The sequence below is a fragment of the Synechococcus sp. PCC 7335 genome (genome assembly GCF_000155595.1).
Taxonomy (GTDB): Bacteria; Cyanobacteriota; Cyanobacteriia; order Phormidesmidales; family Phormidesmidaceae; genus Phormidesmis.
Genome location: NZ_DS989905.1, coordinates 363950 through 384939, shown reverse-complemented (window position 1 = coordinate 384939; position 20990 = coordinate 363950). Strand labels below are relative to the sequence as shown.

Sequence of the window (20990 nt, the reverse complement as noted above, 5' to 3'; positions counted from 1 at the left end):
TCTCACCATTGACCATAGCAAAGCGGGTCAAAGTCAAGCTCTCTGCCAAGTGGCGAGTGCCATCTGCATGGATCATTTCTACGATAGAGTCATCCTCAGCTAGGGCGGTTTGGCCGTCTGGTGCAATGTTGATGTCTACAAAGCGCTGCAGGTGGCGAACGCTAGTGAGATGCTCATAAGACTTATCAAACAAGGCACGCATCTCTTCGCGAGTTTCGGTGATGATCCGATGCTCGCTACCTAGTTTAAGTACCGTAAAGTCACCTAATACAAAGGGCGCGGTGTGTTCTGCAACGGCTCTATCCACGCCAAGGTTCTCAGACTCGACAAAGAATTCTTCTAGCACCTCACGCACAGCAGCTTCTTCAATCGAGCTGTTCGCTTGCTGGGATAGCACCGTCGGCTCTTGGGCCCAGGCCGTGGGGGTAATAACAGTAGCGGGCGCTAAAGTTGTAGCTATAGCGGAGGCAGCTGCAATCAAAACAACAGAAACTGGTTTCATGACACTCATTGTGTTTAATTTTCACTATTGACTAACTCATCGAGTCAGTTACCTGACCTTCTAACGCTGCTAAGTATCTCTCTAAACTGTCGCTAAAGTCGTCTAGAAGTATCTTTGTTAACGTTCTAGATACTTGGCACTAGCTATCTGCCATCAGGAACGCTGACGAAGAACTCTGTCTAATCCGTTCAAGACATCTGAATAAACGCTTCCATTCTGTCAATCCTGAATACTATTCAAGATTGGCATACTACCTCAAGATCGGCGTACTACCCTTAAGACAGACATTGCGATAAGCAGAAAGTTAAGTTGTTCTGAATTTAGAACGATCTCGTTCAGGCGTCAATAGATTTCGATCTAGTTCTAGACCTATCAAAACGTTAGGTTCTACATAAAACTGTAGGTTGCTTGATCATAGAAACGACTGCCATCCATGTTTATCTAGACAGTCAATAAACTCATCATAGTTGGATATTGTCTCTTCTAGGGGGCGACTATTGACTTTTTTATGCTTGGTAGTTACGACTCTAGGCGCTAGCGACAGATATTCAAGAATTCTGTCTACCGTTTGTTGATGTGACTGAGCATTCTCTAGATCTCTCTCGTATATCACTTCGTGATACTTGATGTTTGCTAAAGCTTCTTTTTCCTTTTCTTCGTATGCCACTCTCCTATCTACTCTTCTAGTCAACTGCTCACATTCGAACAAAATCTTCAAGTCTTCTTCTTTTGTGTCGAACTTGTGGTACCCACCGCGATGATTGGCTACGATGTTGGAAAGCGCATGTTTTACTTTGTTTTCTCTTCGCAAATATATGATCTTCCAGCCCTCCTCATATAAAGTTTCTAAAAATAAGCGCGGACTGATAGGGTTTCTTCGATTTTTAGTAAGCTGTTGTATTTTTACGTGGAAGATAAAATTACCGCGAGATCTCTTTGAAAGCCCTGATATAAATGCTACTGGAGACCTAACTTCGCCATATCTGGTATTGAGCAGCTCTCCATTCTGTCCAAAATAGCCAGATGAACACAATAGGCTTTCCAAGAGAGTGCTGCCTGTCCGACCTTGGGCAAATATCACGACCCGAACAGCATCTGGCGGTACTGGGGGGCTCGTATAGTTTGAGAGGTAAGCGATCGCCTCCCTAGAATGGCAAAATATCCGCCGTTTCAACGTAGAGAGGGACGCAATGGCAGGTTGAGTGAATCTCATAGGCTAGTGCAATAATCTACCAACGCAGTAGTCTACCACCCAAGATAGTACAGTTGAGCCGGAGGCGCTAGTGTTCACCCATAGTGATGGATGATAGGTAGGATCGGGAATTCGATAGCTTCCTAATCACTTGGCTACACCTTGGGGACAGTCTGAAGAGCTCGTCGCAAAAATGCTCGGAACCTAGTCTCTCAACCGTTCATCGCATCCGTAAGAAGTGTATGGAAGGCAAGGCTGACTTTGCCCTCAGTGAGCAACCTAGACTAAGGGCCTTGTTAGTTGATTAGCGAGAAAGCGAGAAACGGATCACTAAAGCGTCCAAACCGGATCGTCTAAAGCGCTGTGACTCTGAGTATGAGCGCGAAGGGGCCAGTCATCTATTCGGCTGCTTTCAACCGTTGCCGAACTGACGGCATATGAAAGCAACCCATCAGCGAAGAAGTCAAGACTTTTCTCTTAATAAATCCTAAGAGGGAGCCTAACCATGACGATTACCGGATTAAAGCTGGCCTAAAAACGATGAGAAGAACGTAAACATGCGAATTCCTTAGTCGAGATAAGCGTAAGGTTGACAGATATTTACTTTAATAGTACAAATGAACTATCAACTTCTTAGGCATCCATATTTTTGTGTAGTAGACATTCAAGAGAATGAGTGAACGCGAATAGGTCAAGAGAAAATGGCTGCGTACCCGTCATTGTCGGTCTCCTATGGCTCGAAGTAAAAACCTAACCTTCGGAGTAATTCCTCATGTTTCACAAAGAGAGTATCAATCGTCGTAGGCCGCATCTAGTGGCCTCTATAGAAAGAGAAGACCACACGCTCCCAAGTCGTAAACGCCAAGGTCTTGGGGTAAAAAGACGGCATTTCATGAAACTAGCCTTGGCTGGTGTAGGTCTAGCTCTTCCTCATTTAGTGCAAGCTTATCGGCATGAAGATAGCGCGGAAGCGATCGCTTGGTTACCAGCAGCGACAGTCGAGATTAGTTTGGTCAATGGATCGTTCAATCTTTGCGAAGATATCCAAGGTGACTTGAGAGCGCAGAATACCTCAAGTAGAACGCACAGCGGGATAGTTAGCTACGATATATTTGATCTTGATACTGGTCGAAAGGAAGTTTCAGAGATTGTGAGGCTCGTGATAGACCCCGGCGATAATCAATTTTCTTTTTCCTGTAGTGGTTGTCAGACAATAGGAAACAAGCGTTTGACAATTACCACTGCATATGGCTCTCAACATGCCGACTTTGTTGTTGTAAGCGCGTGAAGCTAGCAAAAGCAGCGCACTCAATCAGCTTTAGCCATTTCGGAAATTAGCCAGTAGTTTCTTAGTGAAAAGTCTGCTTGTACTGCCTAACTACTGCCCACGCGCAAACAAGCATAGCTACGCTGTAAAGATAGGTAGATGCGATCGCAGCTCAGCATCCGACGCGAAGAAAGGGGTGCCTACTGTAAGACCTCTATGCCTTTTCTATACTACCGCCCACATTACACGTCCATACTACAAAAGATGCCTGAGCTTGTGTCGAGATCTTTTCTGACTTCACCTCTGACAGCTATAAAATAGTGTCAAGATGAATCATTTAGGAATCCGCATGTCGCTCACTGTCGCGCCCAAACCGGCTACAGATAAACAGACCACCTATTTCCAGTGCATCGCAGGCTGCTCCGCGAAGCACTCGATCTATGACGTGGTTTATACCTGCCCTAGCTGTGGCGGTATGTTGGAAGTACATCATGATCGCGAACCCCTTAAACAGCGCAGTGCCGACCAGTGGAAACAGCTGTTCGACTCGCGCGCTAGCACCACTACTTGGCCCTACGGCAGTGGCGTTTGGGGCCTTAGGGAGTGGGTTGTTCCTTCTTTGGCCGATGAAAACGTTGTTAGCATGTTTGAAGGCAATACCAATTTGTTTTGGGCCGAGCGCCTAGGGCAGCAGCTCGGCGTTCCTGACTTATGGATCAAGCTCTGCGGCAATAGCCATACGGGTAGCTTCAAAGACCTTGGCATGACCGTGTTAGTTAGCGTTGTCAAACAGATGATGTCTCAAGGAAGCTCTGTTAAGGCCGTAGCCTGTGCCAGCACGGGAGACACCAGCGCTGCCCTGGCCGCCTACGCAGCCTATGCAGGTATTCCAGCAGTGATCTTTTTACCTGCTGGAAAGGTCAGCACCGCTCAACTGATTCAGCCTGTTGCCAACGGCGCTCACGTACTTGCTCTTGACACTGACTTTGATGGCTGTATGCAAATCGTCAAAGAGGTGACTCAAGATAATTCGATCTACCTAGCCAATTCGCTAAATAGTCTACGCATTGAAGGTCAAAAGACAGTCGGTATTGAAATTGTTCGACAGTTTGACTGGGAAGTTCCCGACTGGATTATTATCCCAGTGGGCAACTTGGGCAACGTCAGCGCGCTCTACAAAGGGTTCAAGCTAATGATGGATTTGGGGCTGATTACTCGGATGCCTAGGCTAGTTGCGGCTCAAGCGGCAAAGGCTAGCCCTTTTTATGAATCGTTTAAGAACGGATTCAAACAGAAGATTAGCGTCACAGCCCAAAATACGCTGGCGAATGCGATTCGAATTGGCGATCCGGTTAGTTATGACAAAGCAGTAAAAGCGATTGTGCAAACAAACGGCATTGTTGAACAAGCTAGCGAAAATGAACTCGCTGCTGCTGCTGCCCACGCTGATCTTACCGGCATGTTTACCTGTCCTCATACCGGGGTTGCGCTAGCCGTACTGACTAAGCTAATTAACCAAGGCGTGATCAAATCCAGCGACAAAACGGTTGTGATTAGCACTGCTCATGGTTTGAAGTTCACCGATTTCAAGGTGGGTTATCACGAATCAAGTTTAGAAGAAGTCACTAGTCAATATCCAAACCCTGCTGTTCACTTACCGGCTAGCGCAGACGCAGTGAAAGCTGAAATCGCGAAGCGCCTAGGCTAGGCTAATTCTATTGTATGAAATAAGCAAAGCGCGGCTCTACCTCTTTGCTCACTCCTAGATTTCGAGTTATATTGATTGCTCTACGCTCTCTAAACGATCGCCTCACTCCATCGTGAATGAGCTAAATCGCGAGCTTGGCCGGGGGCGTTGTTTGACAATGCGTTACTCCTACTCAGAATGCTAGGGAACAACGTATCAATCTCAACGGAACCAGCCAAGCTTGCGTTTAAATCGTTAGTGTTGCGTCACGCACTTAGAGTCTGAATCTGTTGATTAGTTGCCGCACTACTGTCGCCGTACTATCAAAGAACTCACAGCTATTGATCGAGCCATCAAAGCCCTAGTAGATAAGAAGTTCTTCAAGACGATAGCTTCTGAAGCTTACTATTTGCGACTGGGCTCTCCGCTAAAGGGTTGAACCCCAGTAGTCGGATAGTTATCATCATGCGGACTGAAGACTTGCAGTGCGGCTTCAGCCAGTGCGCCAAAGAACCCTGGTTGCTTCTTTAGATCGCTCAATGCCTCATCGACATGCTCAGAAGAAAACTCATAGCCTGCCCTATTAGCTACACTGACTAATTCATCTTGATTAGATGTTGTTTCTAGCTGCGACTGTAGCTGTTTATCTTTAGCCGCATCAGTTAAAAAGCTTAGGACTTTCTCTCTTGACATGGTTATATTCCCAGTTAATTCCAATGTTAAGAACAATATACTATTTCTTGTTCAAAGAGAGAATAACCCTGCAATCTTTATACATCTAGAATACATTTAGATACCGACTAGTGGATTACTCTCTTTATTGCTGTCCAACTGCGTAATATCTGAGTTGGTATTATCTGAGTGAGTAGTCTCTGACTTACGTACAACAAAGACAGAGCAGGGTGCACGATGTACGACGTAGCTGCTAACACTCCCCATCAAAAGCTCGCCTATCCCCTTGCGACCATGACTACCGACTATAATAAGATCAGCATCTTCTTCCTTAGCGACCTGACAAATTGTTTTGCCCGGATCGCCTATTTCCTGATGAATGGTAGCCTGTATGCCTCCGGCGATCGCCTGATCTAGGTAACGACGGAGAATTGCTAAACCGCCGGCTTTGAATTCTTCGTACCGTTTTTGGTATATTTCAGGGTGTGATAATAAAGGGAGCGTACCGTCTGCATCTAGCGTTAATACCCCTAATATCACCAGGCTAGAAGTTGTTGCTTTTGCCAGTGCGATCGCCTCTTGAAGCAAAAGATCGCAAGGCTCTTTAGTGTCAAGAGCAACCAGAATTTTGTTAAACATACCATACCTCTTCCGGAAGTACACAAACTTGATAGAGCATTCTCTATGGTAGAGATCAGTACATATATCAGTACCGAATTTACTGACTAAGTTCGTAGGTAGACCCTAACTCATCTAGTCAATGCCTCTTCTCTATAAATGAATAGGCACCTGAATAGGCTTTTCTCTATACTTAGGTACCAAGCTTAGATCAAAAAGTTGAAGAATCTATGAGGATAGACAGGTCTCAGTTCCTACCTCCGAGACGGGTGAAGTGACTGCAACACAACGGTGAATGAAGCGGTTGGCTACTAATGGTGCGAACAACAGATGAAGGAATGTTGTTGCTAGAGTACATACCTGCTAGCGGGCTGGCTTTCAGATAACTTTAGCGCATGATTTTTACGGAATTGAGGCAGCTTCTTGCAAGCACTAAACCGTCTCCATACAGCCATTCGTGTTACTTTTTGAGCAGGCTATAAAACGACACGAATAAACTATTCACTGGATTAGGGTGATCGCATCCCCTAATCCAGTGAATCAGTAGAGCAGCAAATCAGTCGCATAGGCAGCGGTAGCTGTTCTTGTGAGCGAAGATCTAGCCCAAGTTCTCCGTTCACCTACCTATTTGCTCGCTTTCCTTCCCTGCTATAGCACTCGAGCTTGGGAGCTATTTACTCAAATAAGACGAAGCCATCAGCGCTAATTATCTAAGCTTTGACACCCGAAAGACTAGCCAAAGTCCTGTTATTGAACCAAAGAGAAATCCAATCTTTGGATGCCTTTAATCCCCCTAATCGTCCCAACTAAAAGTTCATCTGCTGGAGAAAACGCTAACCCTCTTAGGTTCAAGTTACTAAACTGACTAGCCAAACTTGCTAAACCTGTCTTTAGATCAATTTGAATGAGCGGTCAAACATCACTAGGAAAAGAAGTTAAAACATTTATCGACCTCTGTTGTTCTAGTAGTGTCTTAAACGATCTGCTCTTTTAGGTGAATGGCTTCAAGCAAGGTATGGCATAGCTTACAAACAAGCCATCTTAGCCTTCTAGGTCAGGAGACTATGCATTCTCTGCGCTAGAGCCAACGGGGTTTTGCGAGCGGTGCTTCAGTTTAGAGAAAGCAACTTGATGTTCTGTGATCCATCTGATACTTGAACGATTGCCAGATGAAGCTTTATTGTATGAGTTACTATGACGAAATTGACGGAATTGCGTACGATTAGAAATCGACTGAATGTGCCCCTGATAGCGGGCATTCTCACCCAGCTAATTTTTGGTAGGCGGGTCTTGGATATTCGTCCTGTGATCGCCCAACCCAGTCCAGCCCAGCTTAATTCCCCCTATGCCCCATCACCTGATTTCTCTCAGCTACAACAATCCTTAGAACGTCATGGGTTTACAGTTAACCTAGCATTACCGCCTCAACCAGGAAGCTATGGCCTGTTGCAAGCCTCTACTCGCACCATTTGGATAAATCCGGTTGTGTTCAGTCTAGAGATCTCGGTTCCTACCCTGGTACACGAAGCCGTTCATGCCGCTCAGCTCTGTAGCGGGACAGCAGATACCTTGAGGTCCCTTGACTTAAATCTAGAACCTTACGCCCCGGCCTACCGCCTCTATATGCGCTACACAGGCACCCGCCGTATTCTGGAGATGGAAGCCTATACCATTCAAGCTAGAGCAGATCGAATCGAGTACGTTGCCCGCCTGTTGAATAGTCGATGCTGAGTCAGGGTTAGAGCAGGGAGATTCACACCTCCTTGAAAGCGTCGATCCCTATGGATGATGAAAACTACAAGCACACTGTAGATCTAACCGGACTTTCACCTGGAACGTTTACTTGATAGTACCTATGAGTATTCTGTGACGAAGAGCAGTCAGAACATTTTGCTGAATTGATCTCGTCTGTTAGCGTGAAAGGAATTTTGAGATTGCCTCAGAAAATTCCTTTGGTGCATCTTGCTGTACCCAGTGGGATGCGTTCTCTATCGGCTGAAATGTGGCCCCTGAAATTTCACTTGCTAGCTGTTTTCCATCCTCTGACTTCTGCCACGGATCGTCCATTGCCCACAAAATTAATGTTGGCGCTGTGATATCTCCGTGCCGATCAACTAGGGCCATCGTCTGGTTCGCATTGAGCGCGGATGCATTGCGAAGTAAGCTCAGCTTGCCTTCTTCACTAGCCCAAGGCGCGATAATGCCTGCTCTAAAGCTCTCGGTCAGTTGCTGCTTATTCGAGAGACCCATTGCAAGACTCTCTTCTAGCGCCTCCACCAAGTCCGCAACTGATCGCGACTTCCACTTAATCGGGTGGCCAAAGTCAAGCATGTCATCGTCGAATCGGTCGTAGCACACTGAATTGGTGATGATGAGTTTGTTGACATAGCTGGCATACTCTATCGCTAGGATCAGGGCGACGGCACCGCCTGTGTCATGCCCAACAACATCAACCTGATCTAGGTTTAAAGCTGATAAGAAAGAGATAATCATCCGAGCTTGGTCTTGAAAAGAACGGTCGAAGCGATCGCGTCTATCCGACCAACCATGCCCTAAAAAATCTGGTGCAAGCACCCGGAAACCTGCTTCTACTAAAGGTGGAATCGTGGCATGGTACAGATATCCCCAGGTTGGAATTCCATGCATCAACAAAACGGTGCCTTGCTTCGCTTCTCCTACATCGATGTAGCGAATCGTAATTGGAATGTGAGCGGCCGCACCAGCGGGTAATAGCATCTCGTGCTGCGCAGCTTTGAATGCCTGCCAGGTATGCCAATGATAGGCTTCTATCGTAGCTATATCATTCTGTGTACTAGCCATTAGAATCGACGGATGTGAACTCAAGAAGTGTGGGCGTCATGAATGATGCCAAACTAGGAGGTGAGCTATGGATTGTTCCTTTTGGGATTATGCAGAATTCCATAACTTAGTGAAACACCACCCGTTTACTCATAGCGTTTGAGCCAATCGTAAATCGTACTACGACTGATATTGAAGTACTCACTAGCTTCCTAACGCTTTATTCCATTCAGTGATTCTATTCAGGACAATCGCTTCGACAACATCGACCAATGGGCCAGTAGATAAGCAGTGAGTGAAAGGTATCGACAGCAATACTCACGCTTACATAGAACAGCACGGCTCGTGAATTTCATAAGCCGTGCTGCTTAAACTATTTTCAAAAGACCATAGGACTCAGAGCAAATGTAGTGATTGTGCTCCTTTGTCTTGCTTGAGCATACTCAGAGAACGTCTAAATGACTATCGCCTAGATGACTATCGCCTATTTAGACCGTATCTCTCATTTACTAGTAAAAGGAAAGGTCACTAGCAACTTGAGTGAGTTCTATGTCGGAGAAGAAATGAATACAGTTATCTATTTTTAATCTCCTTTAGTTGAGGACTAGAAGTCTTTCAACTTCATGCCTTAAGCATACTCCTCTAACTGAAAAGTGACTGCTGGTTTTACAAAGGTTTACTTGTTGACCTCCATTACAAAAGAGTATGAATTAGGCTGTCTTGCTGGTGTATGAGCATTGATGAAGCGATCGCTAGAAAAGAAGACAGATAGTAGTCCAGATGATTGCTACTCTTTGTGTTTGGATAGCGGCCAGAGTAGATCGCAACGGGTTGATGCTGATTTCACAACCGCTGATATCTCAAATATAGGGAGCTGTTTTCTGAACAGTTGTCTGCTACATGTTCCCCAGTCAACCTAAGCTAGGGTTGCACAGCGATAGAGCGCTCGATTTGAAGATAGAAGAGACGTTGTTTAAGCGTTCACTTCAGTATTTACTCTGCTGTATAACCTTACGACAGGGATGATTTTCTTATTATTGCTGAGCTTTCTGGTGAACTTTTTCAACAGAGAGACAACAGGTGATTGCACCAGCGGTAGCCTTAATCTATAGCAGCCTACAGCAGCCTACGACGGTCGCTCGAAAAGCTTTGAACCCGCTGGCATTTTCACCCCTGGAAATTGCCAGCGCTGCTAGCTTGATGCATTTGAATGCAACTGTACAGCTACTTGCTCTGAGCAAGGAGGGCTTATGTCTCTAGAAAAATCGTCTGAAATCCCCTCTGGCAGAATGCTAGAAGAAGTGTCACGGGATTCACGAAATATCGCTATCGTAGGTCCTTACGCCAGCGGTAAAACAACCCTATTTGAGAGCCTTTTGTTTGTCACTGGAGCGATCGCCCGGAAAGGCTCCGTCACCAAAGGTAATAGTGTGGGCGACGGTGCCCCAGAAGCTAGAAACCACAGCATGACCGTTGAAACGAATGCCGCCTACACCGAGTATGGCGGCATTCGTTTTACCTTTTTGGACTGTCCAGGGTCGGTAGAGTTATTACAAGAAACAGCTAATGTCCTTGTTGGTGTCGATGCGGCCATCGTCGTGTGCGAGCCCGACCCAAATCGAGTACTTACCCTCGCGCCTATCCTTCAGTTTTTAGATACCTGGGAAATTCCTCATGTCCTTTGGATTAACAAAGTTGATCGGGCTAATGCCTCCTTCCGCGAAGTGCTCGACGCGCTCAAAGGACTTTCTAGCCGACCGCTTGTACCGCATCAATATCCGATTGGCTATGGTGAATCGCTGGTAGGCTTTATCGACTTAGTGAGTGAGCAAGCCTACCACTATCATCTAAAGGCGCCTGCCGACCCGGTGCCTTTACCGGCAGCACTAGCAGCGGAAGAACAAGTCGCGCGCGAGGAAATGCTCGAAGCCCTCGCAGACTTTGACGACCATCTGCTAGAAGAACTGCTAGAAGAGATTGAGCCGCCTCAAGCAGAAATTGTTCAAGATTTCAAAATGGAACTTGGGGCAGATCTGGTAGTCCCTATCTTCATTGGCGTTGCTGAGGCCGACTACGGCGTCAGACCGCTGCTGGACGCTCTAGTGCGCGAAGCCCCAGAACCTGAGGTAACGGCTCAGCGGCGGCAGATCAAATCGGCAAGCGCACCATTGGCACAGGTGTTGAAAACCTACTACACTCCCCAAGGCGGTAAGCTCTCCTTAGTCCGGTTATGGCGCGGCAGCCTGAGTGAAAATGACACAATTAGCGGCGATCGTTCCGGCGGCTTTTATACGCTTATGGGCCATAATCAAACGCGACTGCAGCAGGCCAAAGCTGGAGACATTTTTGCCGTTTCTCGCCTAGACAATGCAAAAACAGGCGATACGCTTACGGTAGGCGACATTACCCCAGCGGAGGCTCTGTCAAAGGCTGAGGCAATAAATCCTATGTATGCATTGGCGATCGCCCCTGAAAAGCGCAGCGATGAGGTTAAACTCAGTGGTGCCCTTAACAAGCTACTAGAAGAAGATCCCAGTCTGTATTGGGAACAGCACGACGATACCCACGAGGTGATTTTGTGGGGACAAGGCGACATGCACCTGCAAATCTCTTTGGAGCGACTCGCCCGCAAGTACAATCTCCCGATGAGCACCCACACGCCTCAAGTTCCTTATAAGGAGACTATCCGGGGCTCGGCCAGCGCGGTCCACGGTAAGTACAAGCATCAGAGCGGTGGACACGGTCAGTTTGGCGATGTGTACCTAGATATTCAGCCGCTGCCGAGGGGCGAAGGGTTTAGCTTCAATGAAAAGATTGTCGGCGGCGTAGTGCCCAAGCAATATATCCCTGGCGTGGAAATGGGTGTACGCGAGGCCCTCACATGTGGGCCGTTAGGTTTCCCGGTAGTCGATGTAGCAGTGACGCTGACAAACGGCTCGTACCACAGCGTGGATAGCTCAGAGCAAGCTTTCAAACAAGCTGCTCGTCAAGCTATGAAGTCGGGCATGTCGGACTGCGAACCTGCTCTCTTAGAGCCGATTGCCGACGCGGAAATCTCGGTGCCTTGCGACTTTACATCTGGCGTACTACGGCTGATTAGCGGCCATCGCGGACAGATACTTGGCTACGCGAGCAAAGCAGGTTGGCCCGGTTGGGATACTATCTCTAGCCAGTTGCCCACTGCTGAGATGCAAACCCTGGTGGTAGAATTGCGATCACTCACCCTGGGCGTTGGCTTTTTCAGTTGGCAATACGCTCACCTCGCCCCGGTGCCCGATAAGGTGGCTAGCCAAGTGCTAGCACGCACCACCGCAGAATAATTGTCGTAACTCTGCGCGTCTCGCGTCGACAAGCGATTCTCTAAGGCCATCTGGACGCCGCACGCTTTTGCGTTACGGATTCTCTCCATCTGACGCTCGGCTTGTATCTCAATCTCGAATTGTGCGATCGCAAGCGTATCCACAACTGACTTAGTCGTGTTCCATAAGCAGTCACTCGCACTTCTCGGTTTGTCAGATTGATGCAATCAATGGCTTGTTAAGCATTTCGCCAGCAGTATTAACAGCTTGGAAGAACCTACCTCCACTATCGCGTAACAGCGGCCTGTATTTGCAGGCCGCCCTTCTTGCTCTGCTTTTGTCTTTCACGCCCGAGCAGACTCGATCTAAGTTCAAAGGTGACTAGACCAGCACGAACTGACTGCTGTTCAAACTAGCCGTGTCGACACCTGTGAGGGTAGCCAAAACTTCACTGGTGTCAGAGACCAGGATGTCACTGCCAGCAAAGGAAAGCTCACCAATACCTAGTCCACCTGCTAGGCCAATCAGGTCTTTGGTGTCAAAGTCCGTGATGGTATCAACACCATCATCGAGCGATAGGACAAATGTATCGCGGCCACTACCGCCTGTGAGCATATCGTTGTTGCCCCCACCGATGAGGGTATCATCCCCATCGCCGCCCAGAAGCACGTCTCTACCGTCGCCGCCTGTGAGCAGGTCGTTGCCCCCACCCCCGTCTAGCGTATCGTTGCCCTTACCCCCGTCTAGCGTATCGTTGTCCGCCTCCCCAAAGAGGATATCGTTGCCATCGTTGCCGAAGAGAACGTCGCTACCCCGACCGCCATCGAGCGTATCGTTGCCGCGACCGCCGTCTAGCGTATCGTTGCCGTGACTGCCATCGAGCGTATCGTTGTCAGCTCTGCCGAAGAGGGTGTCGCTACCACTACCGCCGAAGAGGAAGTCGCTACCCCGACCGCCGTCTAGCAAATCGTTGCCTTTGCCGCCGTCTAGCAAATCGTTGCCTTTGCCGCCGTCTAGCGTATCGTTGTCGCTCCCCCCGAAGAGGGTGTCGTTACCGTTGCCGCCGCTGAGAAAGTCGTTGCCTGCTAAGCCGAACAAGATATCTTTATCTCTGCCACCGAGGAGCGTATCGTCGCCGTTGGTGCCGAAGCGTGGGCGGGCAAATGGCGTAATATCGGCAGCGCCAAACACTACGTAGCTCTCGCCGGAACGGCTGCCACTGGGGTCGGCCCCTGGAGAGCCGATGATAAGGTCATCAAAGCCATCACCGTTGACATCACCTGCTCCGCTGACCGAACGACCGGAAAAATCGCCTTTGTTAATGCTACTAAGTAAGAAGCCGTTATTGCCATCCAGGTTGGAAAGCTCAAAGATAGGTGCGAAGCCTTCATCGGAGCCAAGTACCACGTAACTCTCGCCCGAATAACGGCCATTGGGATCGGAAAGGTCTGCGCCAATAATGAAATCATCGAAACCATCGCCATTGAAGTCACCAGCTCCACTGACTGAACCACCGGAGGCATCACCTGCATCAACGCCATTAAGTACGAAACCATTGCTGCCATCCAAGTCGGAGAGGTCGAAAGCAGCATCAAAGCCTACATCAGAACCAAACACCACGTAACTCTCGCCGGAACGGTTGCCATTAGGATCAGCCCCAGGTGCACCAATGATGAGGTCATCGAAGCCGTCGCCGTTTACATCGCCCGCCCCGCTTACCGGACGCCCAGAGAGGTCATCTTCATTGATGCCATTGAGTACGAAGCCGTTACTGCCATCTAAGCTAGAAAGCTCAAGAACAGGTTCGAAGCCTGTATCGGAGCCAAACACCACATAGCTCTCGCCAACATGACTAGGGCCAGCATAGGGTGCGCCAATAATGAGGTCATCAAAGCCATCACCATTCACATCGCCTGCGCTACTCACCGAAGCACCGGCACGATCATCTTCATTAACTCCAGCGATCGTAAAGCCGTTGTTGCCAGTTAGGTTAGAAAGTTCGAGAACAGGTTCGAAGCCTGTATCGGAGCCAAACACCACATAGCTCTCGCCGGAAGAGCGGCCATTAGGATCAGCCGCAGATGCACCGATGATGAGGTCATCGAGGCCATCGCCATTCACATCGCCTGCGCCGCTTACTGAAACACCGGAGAAGTCACTCATATCGATGCCGTTGAGTACGAAGCCGTTGCTACCGTCTAAGCTAGAGAGCTCGAAGGTAGCGTCAAAGACTGAATCACGGCCAAACACTACATAGCTCTCGCCGGAAGAGCGGCCATTAGGATCAGCCGCAGATGCACCAATAATGAGGTCGTCGAAGCCATCGCCGTTCACATCGCCTGCGCCGCTTACTGAAACACCGGAGAAGTCCGTCTCCTCGATGCCACTGAGCACAAAGCCGTTACTGCCGTCTAATCTAGAAAGATCTAGAGCACTACCAAAGCCCCCATCAGTGCCAAACACTACGTAGCTCTCGCCGGAATAGCGGCCGTTAGGATCGGCAAAAAGCGCACCAACAATCACATCATCGAAGCCATCACCGTTGACATCGCCTGCGTCACTGACCGAAACACCAGAGTAGTCACCAGCATCTATGCCTCTGAGTACGAAGCCATTGCTGCCATCGAGACCTGCTAAATCGAACTGTACTGGAAAAGCCATTTTGCTATCATCCTTTTGTTTACAACTACAGCGGCCTGTTGACGCAGACCGTTTTTCTTATCTTCTCTCTTCTGTCTATCGCGAGTTATTCACCCGCCACCCTGAGCACCCGCCGAATCTCATCACTACGGATGCCAATCGCCTGGGGCCGCCTTACCTACGGCAACCTCACGACATCGTAGAGTTCTTCTACCACACCCTTTATGCGCAGACTATGAGCTACATCACCACTACGCAAATCAATTTTGGATAGGAACGGCGGATGCCAAACCGGCCGAAAGCTATGCGTTTCACTCAGGGTGGCTAGGCAGCCAAACAACGTATTGACGAAGACGATACCTGGCGTGCTGACTCGTTCGCCTAGCAGCTTGGAACTTAGCGTATAGCCTGCGGTAGTCATCGCCACATCGTGAATATCAAGATCGCCTGTGACGTAGCTCATCTGCGGGACGTACAAAGCATCGAACTCGCCCGACAGCTGCCCAGGCTCTAGGATATTTTCGAAGCGCCAGAGCTGATAGAGCGAACTCATATAAAGGCTATTGCCTGTTGCGCATAGGCCCATACAGCGTTCGAAGGTGCGTTCAAAAACCGAGAGCCGTCCGTCCTTTTGCAGCCCAATCAGAAAGAGCTTACCGGCCTGGTAGGTAGTAAAGCCAAGACTAAGTGCCTGCTCAGCTAGCCAAGCTGTAAACTGCTGTGAGCCAGTGAGTTCAAGCTTGGGCTGAGGAGACGTCTGCGGTGTAGAAAGATGAGCAGGCATAGGGATTAGCCTCTCTAAATATGATTATTGGGTTTGTTTAATACTGATATCGAGTCGATGACATCTCGTTGATAAAGAGTAACTTCATCAATTCGATTGTAAGTAGATTGTTTAATACGTTTGTAAAAGTTAGTAGAACTGTTGTTTACAGCGAACCCAATAACGGCATCTGCAATACATCAAATACGGATAGATAGTCATCCTGTCGTCAACTGGTAGTGTTTTACACTAAGTAAGAACGGAAGCTACTAGCTCTCTTTACATACTCCCTGATATGTTCAACATACCTGTGTCAGGGAACGCTTATACGTGTTGTTTAAGAAGATTTTATGAAACTATAAAAAGAGATGACGATGACTAGTATCGCTGGGATTGTCAAGTTGATGCTGACTGCAAAAAACTGAGACATTATTTAAGGGTTACTTTGTATAGTTAGCTGATGCGATGTTCTGTACGAGAAGATCTGCCAACGCACTTAAATCTGTTACCAATTGTCACCTTTCGAGCCATCGGGCACCTCGCTGCTAGATATTCTTTAGTGGTTTGTTTATTATTGGTAAGGATGGAAACGCTCGCATATCGGTTTAGAAGCTGACAGAAAACGATGCGCTTACCCCGCCGATTTGAATCGTCTCATTCGTCGCTTCCTGACAGGCTGTGTCGCAAGAATGCGTAGCCCTTAGTAATCTGAGATGTTCTGATCGCACCCTCGCCGTGCCTTTCTCAAACCAATTCAAGTGTTGTCACTTTCAGTCAGAAGTGAGCTTACTGAACATCCGCTGGTATTTACGCTATAGCCTAAGCTATTAGGATTCGAAGAAAATGATACTGGAAGGAGACGTAAAGGGAGACCACGCCACTATTCTCGCGACTTTAGAAAAAATCTTAGACAGGTTCTATCAAGCGCTTGCTCATGTGTGGCGCCTCTCTAACGCTGAAATGTTTTTACAATTTTCTCTATTTGCTCCATGCATCCGATAATTTGTGCTGCTAGCAGGAGATGAAGAGCGATCGCTATTTGAGGTTGCTCAGCTTTCTGCGCTATTTGAAGTCGACATGACTCGCCAGCGATGACTTCTCTGCTTATCGGCACTGAGAATTTCGGGGGGTAATCGGTTTTGCAATACGGGTTGCAGTCCGGTGAGGATAACTTACACGTTCTCAGCACTGATTGCTTTTTCCGTAAACAGAAGTAGTAGCCCTGTTCGTTCAGCCACTCAGCCAAGTCAACTGAGCAAAGCTCACGGTCACCGAGCACGACAACTTTATCAGTTGGGAGCATCGGCAGCGCGTTGTCCAGCAGCTATGTTTGCTCCGTGTAGTCAGAGTTTTCTAGATTCTCCATTAACTGCCAGTAGAATAGAGTCGGTTGCCCTCTCTAGATGACGCTCGCCTGCAGCAGTTTCACCTCGCGCCAAGTCGTCAGATCAATTGCGACTTAAAGCATGGGCAGAAGCCCGAGCCAAAGTTCGATAGGGGTTCACTTCACTTATAGCAATGGCTGAATGCATACCCTTCGAGAGGGCAGAGCTTACGGTCGATTTCTGGCTACTTAGCTCCTCAGGCATGAAGGGTTTCAGTTCTAGAAAATGTATAGGGCTAAGTGGCGAAAGCTATAGTTGCCTCACATATGAGCCTCATCCCCAGTTCGCAGATAAAGCGGACATATTGAAGCGGGCTGTCTAGACTAACTAATTTCTGATGTTTTGTCCGAACTGAGCTTTGAGTAAGCTAATCACGTTTTTGGTGTGACTACGTAGCTTCGTTAACTGATTAAGCGGCACAACGAACGCATTTAGGGTTCTACGACGCGACATGGCGAAACGAACTAAACGTAGTCTGAGTTTAGTCTGAGCGTACAAAATCATTCAGAACCACAGTGGGGAGGCAGTGATGATAGAAGGAGTGAACTGGGTGCAGCAATCAGTGCTTAATGAGTGTCCTAAAGCAAAGCTATACGCCTATCAAACCCCTCGTATACTTTTGCCTGTCTAACGCTGAATCTGATCTTGTAGCACAGGTTGCCTGAAGTGCAGATACGATAAATAATCACCCAATAATACAGAGATATAGCAATGTCATTGTGCCATTAAGTTCAAGTATCATCATGCACTTATTTGATAAATTAATTATGCAGTTGTATACTCATGTAATTATACAACTGCATAATGTTTGAGGTTTATCAAAGGTATAAGAGCACGTATTCTCTTTCTCTGAATGCTCCTCCTGCACACGCTCTAAGGAACTGAAAAATGTATAATTAAATCATTGTGTAATTGAAACAAAGTCTACTTTTTAAGTTGTGACAGTACCCGCCGTAGTTTGCCTGCTTGCTTGCGCTGTTTCAATCGGTGCTTAGCTTCATCGATCATCTCTGTTCTCAGTCTGGCGTTTTGCTCTGCTTCTACATAGCAGGCTTCTAGAAATGTTTCGACTGTGATGCCGTTCTCTTGGCAAAAGCTCAGTAGGCGACTCTCTAAATTGACTTCTAAGCGGATGTTACGCCGCTGTGAAACCTGCGGCAACGCAGCAAGTTCTGCTTCGATGGCTGTTGCCCCTGCTGCTGCACTTTGAGCTGGTGCGATCGTTGCTGAGTTAGAAGCAGATGGTGATGCGGCTATTTCATTAGGCGATCGCACCTCGGGAGAGGCCACTGTAGTGGGTGGAAATTGCATCGGTGATGCTGAGGCCGGCGCCTGGGCCGGTTGAGCAACATCAGAGGGTTGGACGAGCGAAGTGTTGCGCTCTACAGTTGGCCGTTCGTTCTTATTGCGCCGTTTGATTCGGCTAAGCATATCACCGCTCATGCTGCTATTGCCTCCATTAATTCGATTCGCTTAACTAGCACATCAAAGGGATAAGCCAGGTCAGGCACACTTAGTTCTGCCAAAGTAGCTTGTTGACTGATAGCTTTCTTGAATTTTTCCGATTCCCGGATGGATGGCAAGACCAATTCTTCACCCACTTCTTCGCGCATTGCTTCAATTACGGAACGGCTTTCCTGCGTTTGGTTCATACCCACCCAACGGTCTCGGAATGGGATAACGCCGAGCAGTTCGGCATTGGAAGCCCCTAGACTTTTGAGTTCGTTGACCGCTTCGAGGGTGCGCACGAGTGAACCAAAACCCTTGACGGTCGCTTCACACGGAATGACGATGTGCTCTGCTGCACCAATAATAGACTTACAGATTTGGCTACGTTGCGGGGGAGAGTCGATCAAGCAGATGTCGAAGGTGCCTCGACCGGGGGAGAGGCGTTTGCCAAGTACCATCGCGCCCATACCGGTGGTGCTCAAATATTCTTGGGCGTTATCGAGGCCGTCGTCGGATGGGATGAGGTAGAGGTTCTGAACAGAAGTCTCATAGATTGCGTCTTCTAGTCCGACGCTCGCTTTCATCACTTCTAGTAGTGTAGGTTCGTTTTGCGCAACTTCGTGACCGAGGAAAGTGGTCAGGTTGCTTTGTGGATCGCCGTCTATCACCAATACTGTATAACCTGCGGCGGCTAGGTGTTTGCCTAGCAAGGTTGCCGTTGTCGTTTTGCCTTGTCCACCTGCTAGGGACAAACTCGCCAAGATTTTCATCGCTCATTCCTTGTGATTCGTCTATGCATATTACCTCTTGAGATGTCAACAATATATACGTGCTTGACTAAATATGCTATTAGCTGGTTGTGTAATTATACAACTATCTTTATAGACAATGAGCTACTCATACTATGAGCTATTGACTTCTTTTTACAATTATGGCGAGACTTGTTACGACCTTGTAAATTCTATGCAGCGAACTTTCAGCGTATAAAGTAAATTGTATAACTATCTGTGTTTAGCAAAATCAGCCAAAATAGAAGAATACATCTATTATACAATTACTAAGTCATATAATCGCTGGAAAATGCATGGGCTATTGAATCCGTAGCTATATTTTCATCCGCCCGGTATGTGTTAAGTGTGGATCAATTATACAATTGTATAATTACACTATCACTTTTATAATGAATAGTAGTGACTGGCCGTAGTATAGTTGTATAATTACATAATTATGCAGTTACACCATTGCTTCGTTAAATAAATGAATAATATTGCTTGAGTTTAATAGTATAATGACATTACTATATCTCTGTGTCATTACACTATTGTTTATCAGGCAATTGTTTGTCGTATCTGTACTATAGGCGGCCTGTGCTACAAAATCAGGTCCAGCACTAGGCAGTCGAAGGTAATACGAAGGGAGTAATAGTTGTACAGCTCTGTTTCATGAGACCGATTGCTGCAAGCGTTGCATTCCTTCCATAATTACTGCCTTCCTGCTATAGTTCTGAATGATTTCGTACGCTCAGACTAAACTCAGACTACGTTTAGTTGGTCCCACCATGCCGCGTCGTAGAAACCCTGAATGCGTCCGTTGTGCCGCTCAATCAGTTGAGGTGGCGCAAGCAAAGTCCTGCTGGAACGGCCAAGCTTGTCACTCTAAGCGTTCCTACTACTCTAATCACGCTCTCAATAAGGCGAAGAAACGCACTAGACAACGGCGACAACGGATACAGTCGCTTGATATTCCCCTCTTTGGCTACGACCTACCGCCCGAAGTGTCTATGGTTCTCTACAGAGATAGAGCCGATGGGCCTATCCACGCTATCGAGTTCATCGTCGTTGAAGATGGACAAACACTCTCACGGGTCACCCCGATTCATCTCAACGGAGTGCCTCAAACGAAGCTACGTAGTCACATCAGAAACGTGATCAGCTTACTCAAAGCTCAGTTCGGACAAAACATCAGAATTAGTCAGTCCAGACAGCCCACTTCATTATGTCCGCTTTGTCTACAAACTGAGGATGAGGCTCATGCGTGAGGCGACTAAGTTATCAGCTCAGCAATGGCAGAAAGTTAGTCAAAGAGCTAGCCACTTTCACGACAAGGTCACCTGCAGAGCGCTCAAGCACGGTAGCCAGAACTTTTTTGTCACGCTCTTCGCCATCGCTGCTGAACTTATCGCTGAAGATGCAGACAAGTTTTACAACCGTGCCCAGGAAGTATTTGAAGAGATAGAAGCTTTTGGGCAAGAGCCACGACTAGATAACGACTGGTTGGCTGAAGTCACCGGCGAGAAAGATACTTTCTACTTCTCTACCGATAGTCTGGTCACCCAGGTAGATCCGCTACCTAGAAGTGCGCGAAAAAGAAGACTGAGCACTCCTAATGAAGATGAAGTCGTTTTAGCGGTAGAAGACGCAATCCAGTCGGCTGAGGCGGCGATCACGGTTGCACACACCGAGAACTCGCGTGACTGGATTCAAAGAATTACGACTGTACTGTGTGAGCAGACACAGAACCAAGCGATGACCTTTGCGCTTCTACTAGAAAGCACTCAGCTAGCCCCTATCGAACTTTGGCTGGGTCTTCTGCTTGGTCATGACCGTTGGCTGTTGCAGCAGGAATGCTTCTATGGCGAGGTCAGCGTTAGACTGCGTACGCCATAGAACTGACCTCGCGACAGTTAAGTATTACCGCATCATAGGGACTGGTTAGGG

The 20990-nt window shown here is 47.7% G+C and carries 15 protein-coding genes and 1 pseudogene; 6 read left to right on the top strand and 10 right to left on the bottom strand.

Annotated features, from left to right (window positions below; all coding sequences use genetic code 11):
• Together S7335_RS21500 and S7335_RS21495 are read right to left on the bottom strand one after the other, a co-directional pair.
• On the bottom strand, positions 1-502 hold a 502-nt coding region (locus tag S7335_RS21500; protein WP_198011477.1), incomplete at its 3' end, for a hypothetical protein.
• Between the two features lie 412 nt (positions 503-914).
• Positions 915-1583 carry a hypothetical protein gene (locus S7335_RS21495; protein WP_157620617.1) on the bottom strand — a complete coding sequence of 223 codons (669 nt, stop codon included), beginning with the start codon at positions 1581-1583 and terminating at the stop codon, positions 915-917.
• Between the two features lie 883 nt (positions 1584-2466).
• Here S7335_RS21495 and S7335_RS21490 point away from each other — a divergent pair.
• Together S7335_RS21490 and thrC are read left to right on the top strand one after the other, a co-directional pair.
• Complete coding sequence (locus S7335_RS21490; protein WP_006458161.1) at positions 2467-2982, top strand: hypothetical protein; 516 nt, start codon at positions 2467-2469, stop codon at positions 2980-2982.
• A gap of 307 nt (positions 2983-3289) precedes the next feature.
• Complete coding sequence (gene thrC / locus S7335_RS21485; RefSeq protein WP_227500089.1) at positions 3290-4669, top strand: threonine synthase; 1380 nt, start codon at positions 3290-3292, stop codon at positions 4667-4669.
• A gap of 384 nt (positions 4670-5053) precedes the next feature.
• Here the strand turns inward: thrC and S7335_RS21480 are convergent, their stop codons facing one another.
• Together S7335_RS21480 and S7335_RS21475 are read right to left on the bottom strand one after the other, a co-directional pair.
• Positions 5054-5341, bottom strand: coding sequence for a Nif11-like leader peptide family natural product precursor (locus tag S7335_RS21480; RefSeq protein ID WP_006458081.1), 288 nt, complete (start codon positions 5339-5341; stop codon positions 5054-5056).
• A gap of 96 nt (positions 5342-5437) precedes the next feature.
• The gene (locus tag S7335_RS21475; protein ID WP_006458460.1) at positions 5438-5959 is read right to left on the bottom strand and encodes a universal stress protein; all 522 of its coding nucleotides are present in this window, start codon (positions 5957-5959) and stop codon (positions 5438-5440) included.
• Positions 5960-7132: 1173 nt separating this feature from the next.
• Between S7335_RS21475 and S7335_RS21470 the strand changes: the two genes are divergently transcribed.
• Positions 7133-7669, top strand: a complete 537-nt coding sequence (locus S7335_RS21470; protein ID WP_198011476.1) for a hypothetical protein — start codon at positions 7133-7135, stop codon at positions 7667-7669.
• 180 nt (positions 7670-7849) lie between these two features.
• Here the strand turns inward: S7335_RS21470 and S7335_RS21465 are convergent, their stop codons facing one another.
• Together S7335_RS21465 and S7335_RS29575 are read right to left on the bottom strand one after the other, a co-directional pair.
• Positions 7850-8758 carry an alpha/beta fold hydrolase gene (locus S7335_RS21465; protein WP_006457801.1) on the bottom strand — a complete coding sequence of 303 codons (909 nt, stop codon included), beginning with the start codon at positions 8756-8758 and terminating at the stop codon, positions 7850-7852.
• 125 nt (positions 8759-8883) lie between these two features.
• A pseudogene (locus tag S7335_RS29575) lies at positions 8884-8946 on the bottom strand (helix-turn-helix domain-containing protein); the annotation flags it as partial.
• 1080 nt (positions 8947-10026) lie between these two features.
• Between S7335_RS29575 and S7335_RS21455 the strand changes: the two are divergent.
• Positions 10027-12057, top strand: coding sequence for an elongation factor G (locus tag S7335_RS21455; protein WP_038019782.1), 2031 nt, complete (start codon positions 10027-10029; stop codon positions 12055-12057).
• 360 nt (positions 12058-12417) lie between these two features.
• Here S7335_RS21455 and S7335_RS21450 read toward each other — a convergent pair whose 3' ends face one another.
• From S7335_RS21450 to S7335_RS21430, 4 genes are all read right to left on the bottom strand, one after another.
• Positions 12418-14697 carry an FG-GAP repeat protein gene (locus S7335_RS21450; protein ID WP_006458078.1) on the bottom strand — a complete coding sequence of 760 codons (2280 nt, stop codon included), beginning with the start codon at positions 14695-14697 and terminating at the stop codon, positions 12418-12420.
• 157 nt (positions 14698-14854) lie between these two features.
• The gene (locus S7335_RS21445) at positions 14855-15460 is read right to left on the bottom strand and encodes a DUF4915 domain-containing protein (RefSeq protein WP_006458045.1); all 606 of its coding nucleotides are present in this window, start codon (positions 15458-15460) and stop codon (positions 14855-14857) included.
• A gap of 2288 nt (positions 15461-17748) precedes the next feature.
• Positions 17749-18267 (bottom strand): hypothetical protein, encoded by a 519-nt coding sequence (locus tag S7335_RS21435; RefSeq protein ID WP_006457800.1) that lies wholly within the window; start codon positions 18265-18267, stop codon positions 17749-17751.
• Positions 18264-19043, bottom strand: coding sequence for a ParA family protein (locus S7335_RS21430; RefSeq protein WP_038019401.1), 780 nt, complete (start codon positions 19041-19043; stop codon positions 18264-18266). The genes S7335_RS21435 and S7335_RS21430 overlap by 4 nt, the downstream gene beginning before the upstream one ends.
• A gap of 788 nt (positions 19044-19831) precedes the next feature.
• On the opposite strand from S7335_RS21430, the gene S7335_RS29000 reads away from it, so the two are divergent.
• Both S7335_RS29000 and S7335_RS28565 read left to right on the top strand, forming a co-directional pair.
• Positions 19832-20311, top strand: coding sequence for a hypothetical protein (locus S7335_RS29000; protein WP_227500088.1), 480 nt, complete (start codon positions 19832-19834; stop codon positions 20309-20311).
• Positions 20304-20939, top strand: a complete 636-nt coding sequence (locus tag S7335_RS28565) for a hypothetical protein (RefSeq protein ID WP_006458291.1) — start codon at positions 20304-20306, stop codon at positions 20937-20939. Before S7335_RS29000 ends, S7335_RS28565 begins: the two co-directional genes overlap by 8 nt.
• Positions 20940-20990: the final 51 nt, after the last annotated feature.

Excerpts from the sequence above, each read along its gene's own strand:
- thrC (WP_227500089.1), top strand. The coding sequence starts at position 3,290 with ATGAATCATTTAGGAATCCGCATGTCGCTCACTGTCGCGCCCAAACCG.
- S7335_RS21470 (WP_198011476.1), top strand. The coding sequence starts at position 7,133 with ATGACGAAATTGACGGAATTGCGTACGATTAGAAATCGACTGAATGTG.
- S7335_RS21435 (WP_006457800.1), bottom strand. The coding sequence starts at position 18,267 with ATGAGCGGTGATATGCTTAGCCGAATCAAACGGCGCAATAAGAACGAA.
- S7335_RS21450 (WP_006458078.1), bottom strand. The coding sequence starts at position 14,697 with ATGGCTTTTCCAGTACAGTTCGATTTAGCAGGTCTCGATGGCAGCAAT.
- S7335_RS28565 (WP_006458291.1), top strand. The coding sequence starts at position 20,304 with ATGCGTGAGGCGACTAAGTTATCAGCTCAGCAATGGCAGAAAGTTAGT.
- S7335_RS21480 (WP_006458081.1), bottom strand. The coding sequence starts at position 5,341 with ATGTCAAGAGAGAAAGTCCTAAGCTTTTTAACTGATGCGGCTAAAGAT.
- S7335_RS21465 (WP_006457801.1), bottom strand. The coding sequence starts at position 8,758 with ATGGCTAGTACACAGAATGATATAGCTACGATAGAAGCCTATCATTGG.
- S7335_RS21445 (WP_006458045.1), bottom strand. The coding sequence starts at position 15,460 with ATGCCTGCTCATCTTTCTACACCGCAGACGTCTCCTCAGCCCAAGCTT.
- S7335_RS29000 (WP_227500088.1), top strand. The coding sequence starts at position 19,832 with ATGCCGCGTCGTAGAAACCCTGAATGCGTCCGTTGTGCCGCTCAATCA.
- S7335_RS21430 (WP_038019401.1), bottom strand. The coding sequence starts at position 19,043 with ATGAAAATCTTGGCGAGTTTGTCCCTAGCAGGTGGACAAGGCAAAACG.
- S7335_RS21455 (WP_038019782.1), top strand. The coding sequence starts at position 10,027 with ATGCTAGAAGAAGTGTCACGGGATTCACGAAATATCGCTATCGTAGGT.
- S7335_RS21490 (WP_006458161.1), top strand. The coding sequence starts at position 2,467 with ATGTTTCACAAAGAGAGTATCAATCGTCGTAGGCCGCATCTAGTGGCC.
- S7335_RS21475 (WP_006458460.1), bottom strand. The coding sequence starts at position 5,959 with ATGTTTAACAAAATTCTGGTTGCTCTTGACACTAAAGAGCCTTGCGAT.